This is a genomic window from Lentzea sp. NPDC055074 (genome assembly GCF_053608005.1).
The window spans coordinates 345991-367128 of sequence record NZ_JBSGUQ010000003.1 but is presented as its reverse complement, the minus strand read 5'-3'; the positions used below and the strand labels follow the sequence as shown (position 1 = coordinate 367128).

The window sequence follows — 21138 nt, the reverse complement described above, 5'->3', positions numbered from 1 at the left end:
TCGCGGAGTGGTGGCCCACTCCCCGGCCACGTTCCAGCACAGCGCTCCCCAGTCGCGGCCACCCGATCCACGGGCGGCCGCGCTGCTTCCGGTTCCCCACCCGCCGGCCGGTGTGGCGCGGGGCCGGAGACGATGGCGGTCGTGGACGAGTCGACGCCCTCCCGCTCCTCCATCCTCCGATCGGAGGATGGAGGGGGTCCACCGCGGTCACGGTGATCCACACCCGCGCGATCGATTCGGCGTCTTCTCGCTCCCGGCAGGCTTTCGGCATGGCCCTACCCGACGTCGTCCGCACCTCCCGTCCGGCACGCATCTCCTCCATCGACCACCTGCGGGTCTTCCTGACGCTCCTGGTGGTCGCGCACCACTGCGCGGCGCCTTACAGCAACCTCGACGTCTGGCCCAACCGGCAGGAGCCCGCCTCGGCGGCCGCGGCGGTGCCGCTGGACCTGCTGCTCGTGGTCAACCAGACGTTCTTCATGGGGTTCTTCTTCCTGTTGTCCGGGTACTTCGCCCCCGGCGCGGTGGACAGGAGGGGACCCCGCGCGTTCGCGGTCGAGCGGGTGAGACGCCTCGGGATCCCGTTCCTCGCGTTCGTCCTGCTGCTGCGGCCGTTCTTCGTGCTCCCGGCCTATCTAGGCCTGCCGTCCGCGACCAGACCGTCCTTCGTGGTCCACTACCTCACCACCTGGGAGGTCGGGCCCGCGTGGTTCCTCGAGGTCCTGCTGATCTTCTCGCTCGTGTACGCGGTGGTGCGGCAGCTGCGCGGGAATGCGGAGCCGGTGCGGCCGACACCGTTGCGGCGACGGGATCTGCTCGGCTTCACGCTCGTCCTCGCCCTGGTCACGTACGGGTGGCGGATCTTCGTCCCTCTCGGGACCTACGAGCCGGTGCTCGGGCTGCCCAGCCCCGCGTACCTGCCGCAGTACGTCCTGCTCTTCGTCGCCGGTGTCCTGGCGTACCGCCACCGCTGGTTCGAGGCGCTTCCGCGGCGATCGGGCCGGTTCGGCGTGTTCCTCGCGGTGGTGTCGTTCGTGCCGTTGGCATTGGGCGGTCATCGGGGCTTCGTGGCGGATGACCTGGCCGGTCACGACCTCGCCCACCTGGCTCTCGCGTTGTGGGAGTCGCTGTTCGCGGTCGGCGTCGTCCTGGTCCTGCTCCGCGTGTTCCAGCGCTTCTTCGCCGGTGCGTCGCGGTTCGGCGGTCACCTCGCCGACAACGCCTTCGCCGTCTACCTCCTGCACGCACCGGTCATCGTCGGAACCGTGGAACTGCTTCGACCGCTCGACGCCGCACCCGTGCCGAAGTTCCTGCTGGCTCTGGTGATCGCCGCGACCGCGAGCTGGGTGATCGCGGGCGTTCTGCGCCGCGTGCCCGCCGTGCGGGCACTGGTGTAGCGCGGCTGTGCCGGTGCACGGGCGTGCGACCATTGCCGGGGTGAGCGTCGAGGCCGAGTTGCGCGCGGAGTTCGACCGCTGGGAACGCAAGGAGTCCGCGGTCCTGAGGGTGCTCCCGTACGCGCTGCTGGCGGTCAGCGTCCTGTTCACCCTGCTGCAACCGCTGTGGGACGCACCGGTGCACTTCCCGGCCGTGCTCGGGTTCTCGACCGTGCTGACCGCGTGGGTGGCGTGGTTCCACACGGCTCACCCCGAGTGGCACGACCACGACCGGCTGATGGGCCTGTACTACACGGGTCTCATGGCGATCACCGCCTGCCTGGTGCTGCTCACGCCGTGGTTCGGCTTCTTCGCCTTCATCGGCTACGTGCACGCCTTCCAGTACCTGAAGGGCCGGTGGCGGTACGTCGGCGTGACCGTCACGTCCGCGGTCTCGGCGATCTCGTACGTCGGAGGGGCGGACGGCATCACGGCCGAGGAGTGGTGGAAGTGGCCCGCCGTCAGCGCGGTCACCGCGATGATCGCCACGGCGGCCTTCTACGCCGACGTGATGTCCGACCGCCGCAACCACCGGCAGAAGCGGGCGCTGATCGAGCTGCACCGGACCAACACCGAGCTCCAGACCGCACTGTCGGAGAACGCGGCCCTGCACGTCCAGTTGCTCGTGCAGGCCCGCGAGGCCGGAGTTCTCGACGAGCGGCAGCGGATGGCACGGGAGATCCACGACACGCTCGCCCAGGGCCTGGCCGGCATCCTGACCCAGCTCCAGGCCGCGGAACAGGCGGAGGAACCAGCGGTGTCGGGCCGGCACGTGACGAACGCGATGACCCTCGCCCGGGAGAGCCTGACCGAGGCCCGCCGGACGGTCCACGCCGTGGGGCCGTCCGCACTGGCGTCCGCCCGCCTGCCGGACGCGATCGGCGACGTGGCGAGGCGCTGGTCCGCCGTGAACCGGGTCGAGGCGGTGCTGACCACGACCGGTGACGCCCGGCCGATGCACACCGACGTCGAGGTGGCACTGCTGCGCACCGCGCAGGAGGCCCTCGCCAACGTCGCGAAGCACGCCCGAGCCGGTCGGGTCGCCCTGACCCTGTCGTACATGGAGGACCTGGTGACGCTCGACGTCCTGGACGACGGGGTCGGTTTCCGGCCCGGCACCCAGCGCTCCGGCTCCGTGGACGGGGGCTTCGGGCTCGACGGCATGCGGCAGCGGGCGCACCGTCTCGCGGGACGGCTCGACGTCGAGTCCGAACCGGACGGGGGCACCGCGATCACGGTGACGCTGCCCGCGATCCCCGCCGGGGGTGGGGTGTGATCACGCTGCTGATCGTCGACGACCACCCGGTGGTGCGGGACGGGCTGCGGGGCATGTTCGGTGCCGATCCTCGCTTCGCGGTGGTCGGCGAGGCCGCTGACGGCGCGGAGGCGGTCACGGCAGGCGTTCGCCTGCTCCCGGACGTCATCCTGATGGACCTGCGGATGCCCGGGACCGACGGGGTCGCCGCCATCCGGGAACTGGCGGAGCGCGGGGTGCCGTCACGGGTGCTGGTGCTCACCACCTACGACACCGACAGCCACGTGCTGCCGGCGATCGAAGCGGGTGCCACCGGCTACCTGCTCAAGGAGGCGCCGAGGGAGGAGCTCGTCCGCGCGGTGGAGGCGGCGGCACGAGGGCAGGCGGTGCTCTCCCCCGCCGTCGCGACCCGGCTCCTGGGCCAGGTGCGCACACCGGCCCCGGCACCGTTGTCGCGACGCGAGCTGGAGGTGCTCGAGCTGATCGCCCAGGGCACGACGAACCGCGAGGCGGGCAAGCGGCTCTTCATCAGCGAGACGACGGTCAAGACGCACCTGCTGCACGTGTACGCGAAGCTGGGCGTCCACGACCGCGCGGCCGCCGTGGCCGCCGCGTTCTCCCGCGGCTACCTGACACCGCGGGACTGACGAACGACCACAAGGGACAGTCGCGCCAAGACGTTGCACGATCTCGGCGCGGAGGTCCGGTGGTCGCGCGAGAGCACGGATCCCGCCGTGATCGGGATGCCGCCATGCCCCTAGCGGTGCAGCACACTCCTGGCTCCGGTGCGGAGCATCGCCAGGGCGAAGGAGGGGCCGATGGTGCCCGCTCCGAGGCCGATCTCGACGAGGTCGTCGAACGCGCGCTGGTCGCCGCGGGCCGCGGTGGTGGCCAGGTCGACCAGCCGCGGTGTGCGGGTGAGCCGGGCGAGTGCGTCGGTGTGCCGGAGGTGCCTGCCCAGCCGGTGGCGCAGCGATCGCCGGTACTCCTCGGCCGGCTCCGGTGTCAGGGCGGCGGTGCCGGCGAGGAATCCCGACAAAACGGCGTAGTAGATGCCCTCGCCCGTGAGCGGGTTGATCAGCGAGGCGGCGTCACCCGCGAGCAGGACACGGCCCTGGCCGACGTCGGGGCGGCCGGGTGACAGCGGCAGACGGTGCCCGCGCAACGTCATCGGCGGGCAGTCGGGCAGCAGCTCGTGCAGTCGTGCCGTCAGGTCTGCCCTGGTCGGTGCGCCGGCACGGATGAGCTCGCCGTAGCCGACGTTCGCGGAGCCGTCGCCGACCGGGAAGACCCAGGCGTACGCGGGCCAGTGCGCGGTCGTCATGACGAGCCGTTGTTCCCCTGCGGGCCACGGCTGCGCGCTCGTGTACCCGCGCAGCGCGAGGGCGGTGGTGCCCGCCGGCGCGGTTCCGGCTCCGCACTGCCGCCGCACGATCGACTCCGCGCCGTCCGCACCGATGACCGTGCGGGCGTGGATCACGCCGTCGACGTCGACGCCGCCGCCGGCCGGGGTGAGCGTGCGGACCCGGTGCCGTCTCAGGTGCGCGCCCGCGCCGCGGGCGGCCTGCACGAGGCGGGCGTCCAGCAGCACGCGGGGAACGACCGAGGCCGGGCGCGCGAACCCGCGGGCCACCGTCACGCCCCGCGGCGAGGTCAGCCGCAGGGTGTGGACCGCCGCGGTGCCGGCCGTCAGCGCGGTGACGTCCACGCCGAGTCCGGCCAGGACGTCCAGGGCGTGCGGTGCCACGCCGTCACCGCAGACCTTGTCGCGCGGGAAGTCCGCGGCGTCGAGCATCAGCACGCGGGCAGCCGGGTTCACCCGCAGCGCCGCGAGCGCGGCCGTCGAGCCGGCGGGTCCGGCCCCGACGACGACCAGGTCCCACTCGGTCCGGGTCCGCATCAACGGGCGAGCTGGTCGACGGCCGCGGTGAACAACCACGGCGCGCGGGCGGCGGCGGGCACGATGCGGCGCCCGAGCACGGGCCTGTTCCTGGCCCACAGCAACGATTCCGTGAGCCAGCGAGACCGTCTCGACGAGCGTGTCCACGCGCGTTCGTAGTCGGCGGGCCGGTCTGCGCGCAGGCACCGGACGAGTTCGGCCGCGGTGCTCAGCGACAGTGCGAGCCCTTCGCCGGTGAGAGCGTCGACGTACCCCGCCGCGTCTCCCGCGAGCAGCACCCGGCCCGCCACCCTGCCGGTCGTGCGCTGCCGCAGCGGGCCGGCGCCGCGGACCGGGGACAGCGGCCGCGCGCCGGCCAGACGCGCCGCGAGTTCGGGGAAGGCGGTGAGCTGGTCGGCGAACCCGCCGCGCACCGAGGAGAGGATCGCGACGCCGATCTCGCTCGGCGACACCGGCGTCACGTAGGCCTCCGAACGCGGCGCCCACGTCACCTCCACCGCGCTGGCGGCCGGGGCCAGCGCGAAATGCCGGCGCAGTCCCCACCTCGGCGCCGCCTGGGCGGTGTGCTCGGTGAGCCCGACCAGGTCCCGGATCGACGAGTGGAGTCCGTCCGCGCCGACGAGATAGCGCGCCCGCAGCCCCCCGGCCCGCACGTGGTCGTCGTGCTGGACGACGTCGGTGATCCGGGCCTCCAGCACCGGCACACCGGCACGGCGAACCGCCGCGGACAGCGCGTCGTGCAGCTGGGTGCGGCGGACTCCGCGTCCGGCGCCGTTGCGGAACGGCGCGTGCGCGACCAGAGCGCCCTGGCGGTAGGTGATGCCGTCGATCCGGTGTCCCGGCGGGTCGACGCCGAGTGCGGCGAGGGCCCGGACGGCACCAGGCATCAGTCCTTCTCCGCACGCTTTGTCCAGCACACCGGGCCGTTTCTCGCAGACGACCACGTCCATGCCCGCTCGCGCACACCCCAGCGCCACCGCGAGCCCGGCGGGCCCTCCCCCGGCCACGACGACGTCGTACGTCCGCTCAGACATGCGCGAACCTCAGCGCGTCGTTCTCCGCGCGGATCCGCACCACGAGCAGTCCCGCGTTCAGCACGGTGAACACGAGCGCGGTCAGCCACGCGTCGTGCACCAGAGGCAGCGCGAAGCCCTCGACCACGACCGCGACGTAGTTGGGGTGCGGGAACAGGCGGTAGGGGCCGCTGGTGACGTGGGCGAGCCCCGGCACGACCACGATCCGGGTGTTCCACTGCCGTCCGAGGGTCCTGATGCACCACCATCGCAGTGCCTGCGATCCGGCGACCAGCACGAGCATCGGCCAGCCGAGCACGGGGATGAAGTCCCTGTCCGCCAGCCAGACCTCGAGCAGGCATCCCGCCAGCAACCCGGTGTGCAGGACGACCATGAAGGGGTAGTGCGCGAACCCCGTCTCACGCCCGCCGCGGGCGAGACTCCACGCCAGGTTGCGCTTGGCGACGACGAGTTCGGCCAGCCGTTCCACCGCGACCAGGCCGACGAGCACCGAGTACCACGCCTGGCTCACCACTTCAGCAACACCAGCTCCGCGCAGAAACCCGGTCCCATAGCCATCACCACGCCCCAGTCACCGGGTGATGCCGGTCTGTGCACGAGGGTGTCGGCGAAGACGTGCAGCACGGACGCGGAGGACAGGTTCCCGATCTCGTGCAGGGAACGCCAGGTCATCGCGAGGTCGTCCTCGTCGAGGCCCAGCACGGACTGGATGGCCTCGATGACCTTGGGCCCGCCCGGATGGCAGATCCACCGGGCGATGTCGCCGATCTCCAGGCCGTGCGGTGCCAACAGGTTCTTGACGTCGTCGGCCAGGTGCTCGCGCACGAGCTCGGGAACCTCCGCACCCAGCACGATCTTCAGCCCGCTGCTGCCGATGTCCCATCCCATGGCGCGTTCGGAGTTCGCGTACAGGTGGCTCAGCGAGTCCACGACCTGCGGACCGGCCGCCGCGCGGGGGTGCTCGGAACCCACGGCGACCACGGCGGCCGCGCCGTCGCCGAACAGACCGGAGGCGATCATGTTGGCAGCGCTGGAGTCCTGCCGTTGCACGGTGAGCGAGCACAGTTCCACCGACACGAGCATCGCGACCGAGGTGGGCCAGCCGCGCAGGAAGTCGTGCAGCCGCGCGACACCCGCCGCTCCCGCGAGGCAGCCGAGGCCGATGATCGGGATCCGCTTCACGTCCGGCCGCATGCCGATGCGGGACGCGATCCGCGCGTCGAGTGACGGCACCGCTATCCCGGTGACCGTCGTGGACACGACGAGGTCCACATCGGACGGTTCCAGGCCCGCGTCCGCCAATGCGGCGAGCGTGGCTTCGCAGCCGAGATCGACCGCGACGGAGAGAAAGGCGTCGTTCGCCGCGGTGAAGCCGTCGAGCTCGCCGTACTGCTCGATGGCGAGCGCGAGGTGCCGCGAGCCGACACGAGCGCTGCTGTGGAACCGGGCGGCGACCGCGCGAGCGGAAGAATCCGGAAGACACAGCTGCGCGAAGAGGTTTGTCAGTCGTGCTTGTGGGTAGCGATGCGGCGGAAGAACACCGTGCACCGCCGAAATTGTCGTCACTCCTTGGACGGTACGGCTTTCGCCTACACTCGGCAGATGAGCGATGCGGCTGTCCTTCGCGGAACGGGGCCGCGGATGCTGCGCGGTCTCGCCGAAGCGAGTCATCCCCTGCCCAGTCTGGCGGTGACGGCGGTGGCCGTCTTTCTGGGTGTGGGCAACGGACTCGGTGGTCCGCGCACGATCCTGCTCGGTGCCGCGGTGCTCGCCGGGCAGCTGTCGATCGGCTGGTCCAACGACTGGATCGACGCGGCCCGTGACCGCGCCACCGGGCGCACCGACAAACCCGCGGCCACCGGACGCGTCCCGGTGCGCGCCGTCTCGGTGGCAGCGGTCGTCGCGGCCGCCGCCACGATCGTGTTGTCGTTGCTGCTGGGGTGGTTCGCCGGCGTCGTGCTGGTGTCGACGGTCGCGGGCGGCTGGGCGTACAACCTCGGTCTCAAGGCGACGGTGTGGTCCGGCGCCGCCTACCTGTTCGCGTTCGGCGCGCTGCCGATCGGTGTCTACGCCGCCATTCCGGGCGAACCGTGGCCGCCGTGGTGGGTGCCGGTGGTCAGCGCGCTGCTCGGGTTCGCGGCGCATTTCGCCAACGTGCTGCCGGATCTGCGAGCGGACGCCGAGACGGGTGTCCGCGGTCTCCCCCACCGCCTCGGCCCTCGTGCCGGGGTGATCGTCATGGCGGCCGCACTGGCGACGGCCTCCGTCGTCCTCGGCCTCGCCCCCGCGGACGCGCCGGCCCTCTACTCGGCGGTCGTGGTGACAGCGGGGATCGTGGTGGCGGCTGCCACCACCGTGGCCGCGGTCCGTGCACCGGACAGTCCGGTCGCGTTCCGGCTCACCGTCGTCATCGCGGTCGTGGACGTCGTGCTGCTGCTCACCGTTTGACCGGCCACCGGCCGTGCGTTCTCTCCCCGGAGGGGACCGGCTGGAGCACGTTGCCCGCCGTGGGCGCGATCGTGGTCCGCGTCAGCGCCGCGAGCCGGAACAGGGGGCCTACGAGCAAGTCGAACAGGCCTGGTACCAACCGGAACGCCGCGACGATGAGCGGATTGGTGGGACCGACCGGCACGGAGACGTGCCGGCGGGGGCGGTCGGCCAGGCGGATGATCGCCGCGGCGACCCGTTCGGGACTCAGAACCGGGAACGGTGGCCTCGTGGCGTGACCCGTGTAGTTCGCGGCCTGGTCGTACACCGGCGTGTTGATGCTGCCAGGACTCACGATGCACACGTGCACGCCAGGCTCGTCGCGCGTTTCCTGCTGCACGGAGCGCAGCAGCGCACGCTGTCCCCACTTCGCCGCCGAGTAGGCGCCCATCTGCGGAACGGTGATCGAACCGAGCAGCGAGTTCACCCCGACGAACACACCGGCGTGCTGGCGGCGCAGCACCGGCATGACCGCTTGGACCAGGTGGAGCGTGCCGTGGATCGCGGTGTCGACGACAGTGGTGAACACGTCCGGGGGCATCGATTCGACGGTGCCGTACCCCATCACCGTGGCGCTGTGCACGACGACGTCGATGCGACCGTGCTTCTCCAGGGTCTTGGTGATGATCCGGCCCGCTCCACCGGGATCGCCGATGTCGTCGGCGATGAGGTCGACGGTGGCCGCTCCCGCCGATCGGCACGCCTTCTCGGCGGCGTCGAGCGCCTCGTGGCTGCGGGAGACCAGCACCAGGTCGTCGTCACGGCCGGCGAACGCGACCGCGGTGGCCAGTCCGATGCCGCTGCTCGCGCCCACGACGAGTACCACGCGACCGCTCATCGGCCGAGGACCGTGCTTGTCATCAGATGAAGCCTTCCCTGGACGACGAAGAACCGCAGTGCCAGGCGAGTAGCCGCAACACCGGGCTTCAAACACGCAGGGTGGTGCGGGCGTCCATCCGGCACTCGGTCCGCACCGCCTTCAGCACGTGCACCGTCAGGTGGTCCGCTGGGTGGCTCGGCCGGCCAGCCGCACCAGCTCTCGACGCGCTTCCTCGTCGATCACCGCGCGGCCCAGTGCCGCGAGGCCGGAGCTCGCAAGGGCCTCGATGTGCTCCTCCACCGCGGAGACAGCTCCGAGTTCCAGCAACAAGGCTCGTACGTCGTCCACACACCGATCGCTGACGGCTCCGCCTTCGAGGCAGTGGCGCAACAACCTCTGTGCTGTCGGGTTGTCCTGCGCGAGAGAGAGCGCGATCGCCATCAACGGCGTCCGTTTGCCCTCCCTCAGATCCTCCCCCACGGGCTTGCCGGTGACGGTCGCGTCGCCGAAGACCCCCATGAGGTCGTCCCGCAGTTGAAAGGCGACCCCGATGTCGTAACCGTAGGCGCGCAAGCAGCCGACCGTCTCCTCGTCTGCGCCCGCCAGGGCGGCACCGAGGTGAAGTGGTCGTTCCACGGTGTACGCGGCGGTCTTCAACGCGGCCACGCGGACGGCGTGTTCCAGCGACTCGTCCCGCCGGGCGACGGCCAGCAGATCGAGGTGCTGGCCCAGGATCATCTCGGTTCGCATCGCCTGCCAGGGCTGCCAGGCGCGCATCAGCGCGTCGGCGGACAGGCCCGCGGTCATCAAGGCGTCATCCGCCCATGCCAGGGCGAGGTCACCGACGAGGATGGCCGCCGAGTCACCGTACTGGCGAGCGCTGGCGGCCCACCGTTCGCGCCGATGTCGTGCGGCGAACGACTCGTGCACGGACGGCTTTCCGCGTCTGGTCGCAGAGCGGTCCATCACGTCGTCGTGCACCAACGCGCAGCACTGCAGCAGTTCCAACGCGACCAACGCCCGCACCACGGCACCGGAGCCGGCCGAACCACCCGTCGCGCGCCATCCCCACCAGGCGAAGGCGGGACGAATCCTCTTTCCTCCCGCCAGAACCATGCTCCGCAACGTCGGTGCGAGCTCAGGTGCCAGGTCCTGCCTGGCTCGCAGGAAGTCGTGCAGGGCTTCGTCGAGAGAAGCCCGGAAGTCGTCCGCGTGCGACGAGCGAACGTCCGCGGTGGTCAGCAGCGACATCGGCGTCCCCCTGGGAAGAGTGGCCAGCAGTGCGGCGATCCGGGCCGAGCAGCGCAAGCCCGGGCCCGCTTTCCCCGGTGCCGGGCCGAGTCCGCTGCCGGCCCGGCACCGGGCCAGGTCACGGACTCAGAACGACCTTGACGCACCCGTCGCTCTTGGCGCGGAACATCTCGTACCCGCGCGCGGCCTCGGCGAGCGGGAGCCTGTGCGTGGTCAGGTCGAGGGTGCCGAGCGGGTCGGCGGGGTCGAGCACGAGCGGGAGGATGTCGTCGGTCCACCGGCGCACGTGGGCCTGGCCCATTCGCAGTTGGATGCCGCGGTCGAACATCTCCATCATCGGCATCGCGTCCAGTTCTCCTCCGTAGACGCCGGACACCGAGACCGTGCCACCCCGGCGCACCCCCTTCAGAGCGGCGTGCAGGGCGTCGAGCCGGTCGACGGCCAGTTTGTCGGTGACCTTCCGGGCCAGCGCGTCGGGCAGCATCCCGGTGGCCTTCTGAGCCACCGCGACGAACCCTCCGCCGTGGGCCTCCATTCCGACGGCGTCGATGGTGGCGTCCGGACCGCGTCCGTCGACCATGTCGATCAACGCGGCCGCCACTCCCCCGGCACCGTCGAAGTCCTCGAAGTTCACCGGTTCGGCACCGTGCTTCTCGGCGAGCGCCAGCCGTTCGGGCACGCGGTCCACACCGATGACGCGTCCGGCACCGAGCTGCCTGGCGATCCGGACGGCGAACTGCCCGACCGGACCGAGTCCGAGCACGGCGACGGTGCCGCCGGGTGGCACGTCGGCGTAGCGGACCGCCTGCCACGCGGTGGGCAGGATGTCGGACAGGAACAGGAACTGGTCGTCGGGTGTGCCGTCCGGAACGACGATCGGCCCGAACTGGGCCTGGGGTACGCGGAGGTACTCGGCCTGCCCACCGGGTACCGAACCGTAGAGCGAGGTGTAACCGAACAGGCTCGCGCCCTTGCCCTCGCTGCGCACCTGCGTCGTCTCGCACTGCGCGAACAGGTCGCGCTCGCACATCCAGCAGTGGCCGCAGGAGATGTTGAACGGCACCACGACCCGGTCGCCGACCTTCAGGTGTCCGCTCGCTTCCGCGCCCACCTCCTCGACGACGCCCATGGCCTCGTGCCCGAGCACGTCGCCTGGTTTCAGGTAGGGCCCGAGCACGCCGTAGAGGTGCAGGTCGGATCCGCAGATGGCGGTCGAGGTGACCCTGATGATCGCGTCGGTCGGTGCTTCGATGCGCGGGTCCGGCACGTCGACCACCTGGACCTTCTCGTTGCCCTGCCATGTCAGCGCTTTGATGACGTCTCCTCGGTCAGGTCGCGGTCGAGCTGACCGCGAACGGTGTCCGCGAGCTCGTCCCAGCTGTCGACGAACTTGCGGAGTCCCTGGCGTTCCAGCTCGTCGGTGACTTCGCGGTAGTCGATCCCGAGCCGGGCGATCTCGTCCAGCACCTCCTGGGCGGGGCCATAGATCTCCTCCAGCACGAGTGCGGGTACGGCGCCGTGGTCGGCGAAAGCCTCGAGCGTGGTGCCCGGCATGGTGTTGACGGTGCCGGGGATGGCGAGCTCGGAGACGTACATCGTGTCCGGGTACTCCGGGTTCTTCACCCCGGTCGAGGCCCAGAGGGGTCTTTGCGGCCGCCCACCCGACGCGGCGAGGCGCTGCCAGCGCGCGGTCGCGAGGCTTTCCACGTGGATCTCGTGCGCCAGGCGGGCGTTGGCGATCGCCGCCTTGCCCTTGGCCGCTCGCGCGCGATCGGTTCCGATCGCGTCGAGCCGCGCGTCGATCTCACCGTCCACACGGGACACGAAGAAGGACGCGACCGAGTGGATGACGGACAGGTCGTACTCGTTGGAGGCCGCGGTCTCCAGGCCGGTGTGGTAGGCGTCCACGACGTCGCGGTAGCGGTCGAGGGAGAAGATCAGGGTGACGTTGACGCTGATGCCCTCGGCGACGACCGCGGTGATCGCGGTGAGGCCCGCGGTGGTGGCCGGGATCTTGATCAGCAGGTTCGGCTCGTCCACCTCCGCCCACAGCAGGCGAGCGCGCTCCACGGTCGCCTCCGCGTCGTGGGCGAGGCCGGGGTCGACCTCGAGCGAGACCCTGCCGTCGACGCCGTCGGTGCGGTCGTACACCGGGCGCAGCACGCGGCAGGCGGCGCGGACGTCGTCGGTGGTGAGGGCGAAGACGGTGTCGTCGACGCTCGCGTTCTCGTCTGCCAACCGCCTGATCTGCGGCGTGTAACTCTCGCCGCGTGCCAGGGCGGAGGCGAAGATCGTCGGGTTGGTCGTGATGCCGACGACGCCTCGGCCGGTGATCAACGCCTCCAGCCGGCCGCCGGACAGCAGTTCGCGGGACAGGTCGTCGAGCCAGATCGACACCCCTGCGGCGGCGAGTTCGGTGAGCGGGTGGTCGTGGCCGGTGGACATGAGGCCTCCGTGGTCGATGGTCGTCGCGGTTCAGGCGGGGCGGTCGCCGGTGCCGCCACCGGTGGGCGCGGAAGTCTGCTGCACTCCCCCGGGACGAACCGGGCCGAGCGCGTCGCGCAGGCTGTCGTGGGCAGCCGCGGCGACAGCGGTCGCGGTGATGCCGAACTCGTCGTAGAGCCGTCGGTAGTCCGCGGAGGCGCCGAACCGTTCCAGCGAGACCACCCGGCCGGCGTCGCCGACGACATCGCGCCAGCCCTGGGCGACCGCGGCCTCGACGCTCACGCGTGCACGCACGTCCGGCGGGAGCACCGAGTCCTGATAGGAGAGTTCCTGGGCGCTGAACCACTCCCGGCAGGGCATCGAGACCACGCGGGCGGTGACACCGTCGCCGGCGAGCAGTCGCCGGGCGTCCAGAGCGATCTGGACCTCGGAGCCGGTGGCGATCAGGATCACGTCCGGTTCGTCGGCTCCGGTCAGCACGTAGCCACCCCGTGCGGCACCTTCCGCCGGCGCCAGGCCGCCGGGACCTCGGTCGAGCACGGGAACGTCCTGCCTGGTGAGCGCGAGCCCGGCGGGGCGGTCCTGGTTCTCCAGGATCTGCCGCCAGCAGACGACCGTCTCGTTCGCGTCCGCCGGGCGCACGACGTCCAGGCCCGGGACGGCGCGCAACGCCGCGAGGTGCTCGATCGGCTGGTGGGTCGGGCCGTCCTCACCCAGGCCGATCGAGTCGTGCGTCCAGACGTAGGTGACCGGCAGCCGCATGAGGGCGGCCAGCCGGATCGCGGGGCGCTGGTAGTCGCTGAACACCAGGAAGGTGCCGCCGTAGGGACGGGTCAGGCTCTGCAACGCGATCCCGTTGAGGGCGGCGGCCATCGCGTGCTCGCGGACGCCGAAGTGCAACGTGCGTCCGTAGGGCCCACCCCGCCATTGGGTGGTCTGCTTGCTCGCCGGGACGAACGACGGTTCTCCGTCCATCGTGGTGTTGTTGCTGCCGGCCAGGTCCGCCGAGCCACCCCACAGTTCCGGGAGGACGGGAGCGAGTGCCGTGAGGACCTCCCCCGACGCCTTGCGGGTCGCCATTCCCTTGGCGTCGGCGGGGAACACGGGCAACGCGCCGGTCCAGCCCTCCGGGAGCTCCCGGGACCGCAACCGATCCAGCAACTCGGCCCGTCCTGGGTGTTGGGCACGCCAGCGCCCGTAGTCGGCCTCCCAGCGTTCGCGGGCGGTGTGACCGCGTTCTGCCACCTTCCGGGCATGGGCGAGCACCTCGTCCTCGACCGCGAAGCTCTGCTCCGGATCGAAGCCGAGCATCGTCTTGACGGCGGCGACCTCCTCGTCACCGAGTGCCGAACCGTGCGCGGCTCCGGTGTTCTGCAGGTGGGGCGCGGGCCAGCCGATGATGGTGCGCACCACGATCAGCGACGGCCGGGCCGTGTCGGCCTTCGCCACCTCGGTCGCGGCGAGCACCGCGTCCACGTCCTCGACGTACCGTCCGCTGCTCGTCCAGTCGACGACCTGGACGTGCCAGCCGTACGCGGCGTACCGAGCGGCCACGTCCTCGGTGAAGGAGATGTCGGTGTCGTCCTCGATGGAGATGTGGTTCGCGTCGTAGAACGCCACGAGGTTGCCGAGCTCCTGGTGCCCTGCCAGCGAGGCCGCCTCGGCCGTGACGCCCTCCATCAGGTCACCGTCGGAGGCGAGCACGTACACGTGGTGGTCGAACGGGCTCTGTCCCGTGGCGGCGTCGGGGTCGAGCAGCCCGCGTTCGCGCCTCGCGGCGAGCGCCATGCCCACCGCGCTGGCGAATCCCTGTCCGAGCGGACCGGTGGTGATCTCCACACCGCGGGTGTGCCGGTGCTCCGGGTGACCGGGCGTGGCCGAGTTCCAGGTGCGCAACGCCGCCAGGTCGGCCAGTTCCAGGCCGTAGCCGCTCAGGTAGAGCTGCAGGTACAACGTGAGACTCGTGTGTCCGCAGGACAGCACGAACCGGTCGCGGCCCAGCCACTGGTCGTCGGCGGGATCGTGCCGCATCACCTGCTGGAACAGCAGGTACGCCAGCGGTGCCAGGCTCATCGCGGTCCCGGGGTGCCCGTTGCCGGCGTGCTGGACGGCGTCCGCGGCGAGCACGCGGATCGTGTCGACAGCGCGAACGTCGGCGTCTGTCCATCCCGCGTCGTGCGCGACGGGCGGCGACAGCGAGGAGTCGCGACGGACCGAAGAGCTGGCCGTACGTGTCATGAAAGGTGGCCTTCCCGAACTGTGCGCGTTCCACGAGTCTGATCAACGAGGTCGCGGGGTCCAGGCGGCTGTTGACGGTCTTCACCGCGAGTAGCCGGAATGGCCGATGTCAAACACGTCCCTCGCCATCAGCACCGGTGCGCGGGCCGAAAGTCCCAGCTCAGAGCCTTGTTCCCTGCCGGTTCACCAGCGTTGGGTCAACACGGTCGACTGACGTCGGCGCACGACCTGGTGGGACGCCTCACGACCGGCATGAAGCCACGTCCAGTGGGTATCACAGCCGAGTGAAACTTCCTTCTCCACGAGGGCCTCTCTCGGACAACGTCATCGCCGCGCTGAGCGGCGAACCCGACGGGCACGAAATCCCGTTCGTCGCCGCCGACCCCTACGGCGACGATCTGGCCATCGCCCTGCACACGTTGTACGAGCTGCACTACGGCGGCTTCGACGGCGTGAACCCGGCGTGGGAGTGGGACCCGGAACTGCTGCGGCTGCGAGCTCGGGCCGAACGCGTCTTCCTCGACCGGCTGCGGTCCGACGTGGCCGGCGGGGACGATCTCGACGCCGAACTGGACGCGTTGCTGGTCGAGCACGTACCCGGCACCGGGGTCTCCCATCATCTGAGGGACAACGGGACCTGGGACCACATGCGCGAGTTCTTCGCGCACCGCTCGGTCTACCACCACAAGGAGGCGGACCCGCACGCGTGGGTGATCCCGAGGTTGCGGGGCAAGGCGAAGGCGGCGCTCGTCGCCGTCGAGTTCGACGAGTACGGCGGCGGCCGCGCCGACCGGATGCACTCGCGGCTGTTCTGCGACCTGCTCGACGGAGCGGGCATGCGATCCGAGTACCTGCACTACCTCGACGACGTGCCGGCACCGGCCATCGCGATCGTCAACATGATGTCCGTGTTCGGCCTGCACCGGTCGTTGCGAGGCGCGCTGGTCGGTCACTTCGCCGCCGCTGAGATCACCACGGGCCCGAGTGCCCACCGCATGACCCAGGCACTCGCCAGGCTGGACGCCGACCCGCGCTGCGTCGAGTTCTACACCGAGCACATCGAGGCCGACGCCGTGCACGAGCAGATCATGCGCATCGACGTCATCGGCTCGCTGCTGGAGCAGGAACCATCGCTCAAAGCCGACGTCGTGTTCGGTGTGCAGGCGACCAACCTGCTCGAGGAACGGCTCTCCACCCACCTGCTGTCGTCGTGGGAGTCGGGAGAGACCTCGCTGCGGACCCGCTTGCGGTGGCTGGAGTCGCAGAACGGGTAGCGCTTGCCGCGCCGGCGTGCACGACAGCGTGACCGTCAACGGCTGAACTGCGGCCGATCAGCGCCCGCAGTAGGGTGACGATGTTGATCCTGATGCGGTCACGCACAACGTCGGCCCAGACCTCGTCACGTCCAGGAGCAGTCGACGTGGTGGAGGATTCGATGCGGTTCGTGGACGGTCAGCCGTTGTCCGGTGGGGTGACCTCAGGTGAACCGACCTGATGGACCCCATCCGTCGTGGAGCTACGCGCGAGCGACGGTGATCGCCGCGCTTGGTGGGAACACCAGCAAAATCGACACGTTGGCGCGTGTCATCGGCGCATGTGTGGACCTGTTGCCGGTGGACGGCGCCTCCATCTCCGTGATGAGCGGGCCGAGGGAGCGGCAAACGCTGTACGCCAGCGATGCCATCGCGGCCCAGATCGAGGACCTGCAGTTCAGCTTGGGCGAAGGTCCGTGCTTCGAGGCGTTCGCCACGCGCAGGCCCGTGCTGGTTCCCGATCTGCGTCAGGCGTCGATCGTGGAGTGGCCGGTGTTCGCCGCGTCGATCACCGAGCTGCCCGTCAGCGCGATCTTCGCATTCCCGTTGCAGGCCGGTGCGATCGGCATCGGCGCGATCGACCTCTACCGGGACCGTCCCGGTTGGTTGTCGGGTGACGAGCTGGTCGTCGCGCTGGAGGTCGTCGACCTGGTGACCGCCGTGCTGCTCGACTTGCTGCTGGGCGAAGCCGGGGACACCAACGGAATGCGGGGCGTGCTTTCGCCGTCGCGCGAGCAGGTGCACCAGGCGACCGGCATGCTCATCGCGGCGTTCACCATCTCCGCGGAGGAGGCGCTGGCCCGGCTCCGCGGGTACGCCTTCGTCCTGGGCAGGCCGCTGGACGACATCGCCGAGGACATCGTGAACCGCAGGCTCTCCCCTCTGGAACTCGGCACATGACCACCTGCTCGATGGCGACCCGTCCCGGACAGCACTACCGTCGGACGAAGAAGACAGGAGCTGGTGATGAGCAGTAGCCCACCGTCCACGACACAGCGGGAATCCCGGTTGCTCGAGGCGTTCGTCCAGCTGGCGGACACGCTCGTGGACGACTACGACGTGGTGGACGTGCTGCACCGGCTGGTCGAGCACTGCGTGCAGCTGCTGGACGCGACGGCGGCGGGGTTGATGCTGTCCGACCAGCACGGCGGCCTGAGGGTGGTGGCCTACTCCTCCGAGCAGACGCGGATGCTGGAGCTGTTCCAGGTCCAGGCGAGCGAAGGCCCGTGCCTGGACTGTGTGCACAGCGGAGAGCCGGTGCTCGTCGCAGATCTGACAACGGAGACCCAGCGCTGGCCCCGCTTCGCGCCTCTCGCCGTCGAGGAGGGGTTCGCCTCGGTGCACGCGGTACCGATGAGACTGCGCCGCGAGACCATCGGCACGCTGAACCTGTTCCGCCGCGAGACCGGAACGCTGAGCGACGAAGACCTGCTGGTCGTGCGCGCTCTGGCGGACACGGCGACCATCGGGATCCTGCAGGAACGCGCGATTCGGCGCGGTGAGGTCGTCACCGAGCAACTGCAGACGGCACTGAACAGCCGGGTCATCATCGAACAGGCCAAAGGCGTCCTGGCGTTCGCCGGCGACCTGGAGATGGAACAGGCGTTCCACGCGCTGCGCGGCTACGCCCGCAACAGTGGCCGCCGCCTGGCGGACGTCGCGCGGGAACTCGTCGTCGGGGATCTCCTCCCGGGAGCGCTCCTCGGCCCGCGTCCCCGTCCGACCGACTCCTGACCCGACCAGCGCCCGTGGTCCCGATCGGCCGCGGCTCCCTTCCCGGGTGAGCGATCGCGCCTGGTCGTGTGTCGGACGAGCCCGGGCTGGGTAGCCTGCTCGCGCTGGCGAACGCAGCAACCGCCCGGACCCGCGGTCTCATCACCTCGTCGTGGGGAGCACACCGTGGGCGTTACCACTGAGCCATTCGCGTTCAAGCGGATGAGGATCGCGCTCGTCTCCGAGCACGCCAGCCCGCTCGCCGCGGTCGACCCCGGAAGCCAGAACATCCACGTGGCAGGGATTGCGGCTGCCCTGACCGCTCTCGGCCACCGGGTCGTCGTCTACACGCGGCGCGCCCATCCGCACGTACCGCAACGAGTGCGGGCGGACGGCGGCTACGAGGTGGTGCACGTGCCGGCCGGGCCCGCCGTGAAGCTGAACGGGCACGATCTGCTCGCCCACACCGGCGACTTCGTCGGCTCCCTGAAGGTCGCCTGGAAGGAACGCCGACCGGACGTCGTGCACGCCCACGGCTGGCTGTCAGGGGTCGCGGCGGTGCTGGGTGCCCGGGAGGGTCAGGTGCCGGTGGTGCTGACCTACCACGAGGTGAGTACCGCGCCGCGTCAGGATCAGCGCACCGACGACACGGCCGCGGTCAAACGCCGGAGCGTGGAGCTGCTCGTCGGCCGCGAGGCCAGCCGGGTGGTCGCGACCTGTTCGACGGAGGCACGAGCCGTGCTCGGCATGGGAACGACCCGGTCGAAACTCGACGTGATCCCGAGGGGCGTCGATCTCGAACTGTTCTCGCCGGGACGAGCGCCGGCGCACCGCAGTCGCGTTCCCAAGATCGTGACCGTGGGAAGAGTGCTTCCGCACCACGGTTTCGAGGACGTCATCCGCGCTCTGTCCACGGTGGACAGGGGTGAGCTGGTGATCGCCGGCGGCGGCAGCCAGGGCGATGTCCACGGCGACCCGGAGACGAAACGGCTGCTCGCACTGGCACGCTCGCTGGGCGTCGGAGAACGGGTCGTGTTCACCGGACACGTGCCGTACGCCGAGTTGCCCGTCCTGCTGCGATCCGCGGACGTCGTGGTCTGCGCTCCACGGCACCGGTCATCCGGCGGAGTGGCGCTGGAAGCGATGTCCTGCGGGGTACCGGTTCTCGCCACCGCGGTCGGCGGTCTCATCGACGTCGTGGTGGACGGGCTGACCGGAGTGCTGGTCCCGCAGGGAAAACCGGAGGCGCTCGCCAAGGCGTTGAGGGCGCTGCTCGCCGACGGCGCGCGGAGGGAACTGCTCAGTGCCGCCGGGCACGACCGGGCGACCGCGCGGTACTCCTGGCACCGCGCCGCGTCCGATCTGGCGCGAACCTATTCGACGGTGATCGGCCCCCACCCGTCGGGTCGCTCCACCGCCACCGCCGCACGGTCCTCGCAAGCCGCCACGATCTCGTCTCCCAGCTGACGTCCACGTGGGCGCGGTACCCCGATCGAGCGCTGAAAACTGTTTGTGCCGCAATAACTTCCGCTCCCCGAGTCAGTTTGCGCGGAGTGCTGCAGGGTAGCTCGCACTGCGAACACCACATCGAGAAGCTGAGGAGTAGTCGTGAACCACGAAGGTAACGCGGTGGTGTCCCAAGCCGCGGAGGCTGTCGGAGAGGTGCGTGCGACGGCTCAGGACCAGATCGGGCACGTCGCGCGGGAAGCGAAGTCCCAGGCGGACAACGTGTTGCGCACTGCCAGGGACAAGGTGGCCGACGAGGCCGAGACTCAGGCCAGGAAGGTCTCCACTCAGCTGGACAGGATCGCCGACGAGCTGACCTCGATGGCCGAGAGCGCGTCTCCGGACGCCATGTCGACGGGCGCCGTGCGTCAGGTCGCCGACTCCAGCAGGCAGGCGGCGCGCTATCTCGACGAGCAGGGCGCCCGCGGACTGCTCGTCTCCGCCCAGGAGTTCGCCCGGCGCAGGCCCGGTGCGTTCCTGCTCGGCGCGGCGGTGGCCGGTTTCCTCGTCGGACGCGTGGCGAAGAGTGCCACGGGTTCGCAGCCCACCGGCCGTCCCGCCGTGCAGCCGGCACCCGTCCAGCAGGTGCCGCAGCCCAGCACCACTCCCGTGCTGCCGACTCCCGATCCCGGCCCGTCGTTCGACGACGAAGGCGTGATCGGCACCGACCGCGACCGGCAGCAGTACGACCCGTACACGCAGGACTCGGTGCCCGCTGGAGGTGTGCGGAATGTCCAGCCCTGACACGGGTCTGCCTCCGGCTCCCGAGCGCGAGTCGCTCGGTGAGCTCGTCGGTGAGCTCGCCCAGGACCTGTCGCGGCTGATGCGCCAGGAACTCGAGCTCGCCAAGGCCGAGATCCGCGAGGAGGCCAAGAAGGCGGGCAAGGCCACGGGAATGCTCGCCGGCGCGGGCTTCGCCGGATACATGGCCGGGGTGCTGCTCAGTCTCGCCCTCGTGTTCGCGCTCGGCGCCGTCATGCCACTGGGCTGGTCGGCACTGATCGTCGCCGCCGTGTGGGGCATCGCCGGTTTCGTGCTCTACAACAGCGGACGCGCCAAGCTCCGCGAGGTCAACCCGAAACCTGAACGCACGGTCGAATCTCTCAAGGAGGACGCGGAATGGGCGCGACACCCGACCAGCTGAGGCGCGAGATCGACGAAACCAGGGCGGAGCTGGTGGTCGACGCCAACCGCCTCGTCGACAGGACCAGTCCCAGTCGCATCGCACAGCGCCGCACGCAGAAGATCCGCAGCGGTCTGACCAGGATGAGGAACAGCGTCATGGGTACCGCTTCCGACACCACATCGACGATGCAAAGCCAAGCACACCAGGCGAAGAACGTCGTCGCCGACAACGCGGAACGCGCCGCGGAGGCGGTACAGGAAGCACCCCGGCAGGTGATGCGACAGACGCAGGGCAACCCCATCGCCGCGGGACTCATCGCGTTCGGCGGCGGCCTGCTGGTCGCCTCGCTGCTCCCGCGCTCGCAGGCCGAACAGCAGATCGTGGCGGAGATGGGCGACCGCGCGAGCGACGCCATCGAACCCGCCAAGCACGCACTCGCCGAATCGGCGGAGCATCTGAAGGAAGAGATGTCCACCGAGGTGCGCGGTGCGGCGGACGAGATCAAGCAGACCGCCTCCGACGCGGCCAGGACCACGGCGGATCACGGCCGCGAGGCCGTGCGCGACGTGAAGTCCTGACGTGTGTGCAGTGCGGGCCCCTGTCTCCGCTGAGAC

At 70.6% G+C, this 21138-nt stretch carries 20 protein-coding genes; 11 read left to right on the top strand and 9 right to left on the bottom strand.

The window, feature by feature from the left end; genetic code table 11:
• Positions 1-269: 269 nt before the first annotated feature.
• The 3 genes from ACWF7A_RS08890 to ACWF7A_RS08880 are packed head-to-tail and all read left to right on the top strand — an operon-like array spanning position 270 to position 3338.
• Positions 270-1397: an acyltransferase family protein gene (locus ACWF7A_RS08890; RefSeq protein WP_452249865.1), complete on the top strand. Its 1128-nt coding sequence runs from the start codon at positions 270-272 to the stop codon at positions 1395-1397.
• 40 nt (positions 1398-1437) lie between these two features.
• A complete protein-coding gene (locus tag ACWF7A_RS08885; RefSeq protein ID WP_452249864.1) occupies positions 1438-2712 on the top strand; it encodes a sensor histidine kinase in 1275 nt (424 codons plus the stop codon).
• Positions 2709-3338 (top strand): response regulator, encoded by a 630-nt coding sequence (locus ACWF7A_RS08880; protein WP_452249863.1) that lies wholly within the window; start codon positions 2709-2711, stop codon positions 3336-3338. Before ACWF7A_RS08885 ends, ACWF7A_RS08880 begins: the two co-directional genes overlap by 4 nt.
• 110 nt (positions 3339-3448) lie before the next feature.
• Here ACWF7A_RS08880 and ACWF7A_RS08875 read toward each other — a convergent pair whose 3' ends face one another.
• From ACWF7A_RS08875 to ACWF7A_RS08860, 4 genes are read right to left on the bottom strand one after another with little or no spacing between them, the layout of a single operon-like run.
• Positions 3449-4591 carry a geranylgeranyl reductase family protein gene (locus tag ACWF7A_RS08875; protein WP_452249862.1) on the bottom strand — a complete coding sequence of 381 codons (1143 nt, stop codon included), beginning with the start codon at positions 4589-4591 and terminating at the stop codon, positions 3449-3451.
• Positions 4591-5625: an NAD(P)/FAD-dependent oxidoreductase gene (locus ACWF7A_RS08870; RefSeq protein ID WP_452249861.1), complete on the bottom strand. Its 1035-nt coding sequence runs from the start codon at positions 5623-5625 to the stop codon at positions 4591-4593. Before ACWF7A_RS08870 ends, ACWF7A_RS08875 begins: the two co-directional genes overlap by 1 nt.
• Entirely contained in the window at positions 5618-6136 is a 519-nt protein-coding gene (locus ACWF7A_RS08865) for an isoprenylcysteine carboxyl methyltransferase family protein (protein WP_452249860.1), read from the bottom strand. Before ACWF7A_RS08865 ends, ACWF7A_RS08870 begins: the two co-directional genes overlap by 8 nt.
• Positions 6133-7296, bottom strand: a complete 1164-nt coding sequence (locus ACWF7A_RS08860) for a type III polyketide synthase (protein ID WP_452249859.1) — start codon at positions 7294-7296, stop codon at positions 6133-6135. Before ACWF7A_RS08860 ends, ACWF7A_RS08865 begins: the two co-directional genes overlap by 4 nt.
• Here ACWF7A_RS08860 and ACWF7A_RS08855 point away from each other — a divergent pair.
• Positions 7228-8073: a UbiA family prenyltransferase gene (locus ACWF7A_RS08855; RefSeq protein ID WP_452249858.1), complete on the top strand. Its 846-nt coding sequence runs from the start codon at positions 7228-7230 to the stop codon at positions 8071-8073. The two genes, ACWF7A_RS08860 and ACWF7A_RS08855, sit on opposite strands and share 69 nt — an antisense overlap.
• On the opposite strand, the gene ACWF7A_RS08850 is transcribed toward ACWF7A_RS08855, so the two are convergent.
• The 5 genes from ACWF7A_RS08850 to tkt form a co-directional block, all read right to left on the bottom strand.
• Positions 8063-8950 (bottom strand): SDR family NAD(P)-dependent oxidoreductase, encoded by an 888-nt coding sequence (locus tag ACWF7A_RS08850; RefSeq protein ID WP_452249857.1) that lies wholly within the window; start codon positions 8948-8950, stop codon positions 8063-8065. The two genes, ACWF7A_RS08855 and ACWF7A_RS08850, sit on opposite strands and share 11 nt — an antisense overlap.
• A gap of 156 nt (positions 8951-9106) precedes the next feature.
• Positions 9107-10183, bottom strand: a complete 1077-nt coding sequence (locus tag ACWF7A_RS08845; RefSeq protein WP_452249856.1) for a polyprenyl synthetase family protein — start codon at positions 10181-10183, stop codon at positions 9107-9109.
• A 118-nt stretch (positions 10184-10301) separates the two neighbouring features.
• A complete protein-coding gene (locus tag ACWF7A_RS08840; RefSeq protein ID WP_452250156.1) occupies positions 10302-11498 on the bottom strand; it encodes a zinc-dependent alcohol dehydrogenase in 1197 nt (398 codons plus the stop codon).
• Entirely contained in the window at positions 11486-12628 is a 1143-nt protein-coding gene (gene tal, locus ACWF7A_RS08835; protein WP_452249855.1) for a transaldolase, read from the bottom strand. Before tal ends, ACWF7A_RS08840 begins: the two co-directional genes overlap by 13 nt.
• Positions 12629-12658: 30 nt before the next feature.
• Entirely contained in the window at positions 12659-14866 is a 2208-nt protein-coding gene (tkt, locus tag ACWF7A_RS08830; RefSeq protein ID WP_452249854.1) for a transketolase, read from the bottom strand.
• 284 nt (positions 14867-15150) lie between these two features.
• Between tkt and ACWF7A_RS08825 the strand changes: the two genes are divergently transcribed.
• The 7 genes from ACWF7A_RS08825 to ACWF7A_RS08795 all read left to right on the top strand — a co-directional run bounded on the left by ACWF7A_RS08825 (position 15151) and on the right by ACWF7A_RS08795 (position 21102).
• The gene (locus ACWF7A_RS08825; RefSeq protein ID WP_452249853.1) at positions 15151-16140 is read left to right on the top strand and encodes an iron-containing redox enzyme family protein; all 990 of its coding nucleotides are present in this window, start codon (positions 15151-15153) and stop codon (positions 16138-16140) included.
• Between the two features lie 300 nt (positions 16141-16440).
• On the top strand, positions 16441-17079 hold the full coding sequence (locus ACWF7A_RS08820; protein WP_452249852.1) for a GAF and ANTAR domain-containing protein: 639 nt from the start codon (positions 16441-16443) through the stop codon (positions 17077-17079).
• A 66-nt stretch (positions 17080-17145) separates the two neighbouring features.
• Positions 17146-17913, top strand: a complete 768-nt coding sequence (locus ACWF7A_RS08815; RefSeq protein ID WP_452249851.1) for a GAF domain-containing protein — start codon at positions 17146-17148, stop codon at positions 17911-17913.
• A gap of 165 nt (positions 17914-18078) precedes the next feature.
• The gene (locus ACWF7A_RS08810) at positions 18079-19359 is read left to right on the top strand and encodes a glycosyltransferase (protein ID WP_452249850.1); all 1281 of its coding nucleotides are present in this window, start codon (positions 18079-18081) and stop codon (positions 19357-19359) included.
• Between the two features lie 141 nt (positions 19360-19500).
• Positions 19501-20142, top strand: coding sequence for a hypothetical protein (locus ACWF7A_RS08805; protein WP_452249849.1), 642 nt, complete (start codon positions 19501-19503; stop codon positions 20140-20142).
• Positions 20129-20542, top strand: coding sequence for a phage holin family protein (locus ACWF7A_RS08800; RefSeq protein WP_452249848.1), 414 nt, complete (start codon positions 20129-20131; stop codon positions 20540-20542). Before ACWF7A_RS08805 ends, ACWF7A_RS08800 begins: the two co-directional genes overlap by 14 nt.
• Positions 20518-21102 (top strand): DUF3618 domain-containing protein, encoded by a 585-nt coding sequence (locus ACWF7A_RS08795; protein WP_452249847.1) that lies wholly within the window; start codon positions 20518-20520, stop codon positions 21100-21102. Before ACWF7A_RS08800 ends, ACWF7A_RS08795 begins: the two co-directional genes overlap by 25 nt.
• Positions 21103-21138: the final 36 nt, after the last annotated feature.

What these genes read in the sequence shown, in the direction of transcription:
- ACWF7A_RS08855 (WP_452249858.1), top strand. Translation starts at nt 7,228, where the DNA reads ATGAGCGATGCGGCTGTCCTTCGCGGAACGGGGCCGCGGATGCTGCGC.
- ACWF7A_RS08815 (WP_452249851.1), top strand. Translation starts at nt 17,146, where the DNA reads ATGAGCAGTAGCCCACCGTCCACGACACAGCGGGAATCCCGGTTGCTC.
- ACWF7A_RS08845 (WP_452249856.1), bottom strand. Translation starts at nt 10,183, where the DNA reads ATGTCGCTGCTGACCACCGCGGACGTTCGCTCGTCGCACGCGGACGAC.
- ACWF7A_RS08795 (WP_452249847.1), top strand. Translation starts at nt 20,518, where the DNA reads ATGGGCGCGACACCCGACCAGCTGAGGCGCGAGATCGACGAAACCAGG.
- ACWF7A_RS08850 (WP_452249857.1), bottom strand. Translation starts at nt 8,950, where the DNA reads ATGAGCGGTCGCGTGGTACTCGTCGTGGGCGCGAGCAGCGGCATCGGA.
- ACWF7A_RS08800 (WP_452249848.1), top strand. Translation starts at nt 20,129, where the DNA reads ATGTCCAGCCCTGACACGGGTCTGCCTCCGGCTCCCGAGCGCGAGTCG.
- ACWF7A_RS08890 (WP_452249865.1), top strand. Translation starts at nt 270, where the DNA reads ATGGCCCTACCCGACGTCGTCCGCACCTCCCGTCCGGCACGCATCTCC.
- ACWF7A_RS08870 (WP_452249861.1), bottom strand. Translation starts at nt 5,625, where the DNA reads ATGTCTGAGCGGACGTACGACGTCGTCGTGGCCGGGGGAGGGCCCGCC.
- tkt (WP_452249854.1), bottom strand. Translation starts at nt 14,866, where the DNA reads ATGACACGTACGGCCAGCTCTTCGGTCCGTCGCGACTCCTCGCTGTCG.
- ACWF7A_RS08860 (WP_452249859.1), bottom strand. Translation starts at nt 7,296, where the DNA reads ATGACTCGCTTCGGCGAGACCGCGCAGCATCCGCGGCCCCGTTCCGCG.
- ACWF7A_RS08875 (WP_452249862.1), bottom strand. Translation starts at nt 4,591, where the DNA reads ATGCGGACCCGGACCGAGTGGGACCTGGTCGTCGTCGGGGCCGGACCC.
- tal (WP_452249855.1), bottom strand. Translation starts at nt 12,628, where the DNA reads ATGTCCACCGGCCACGACCACCCGCTCACCGAACTCGCCGCCGCAGGG.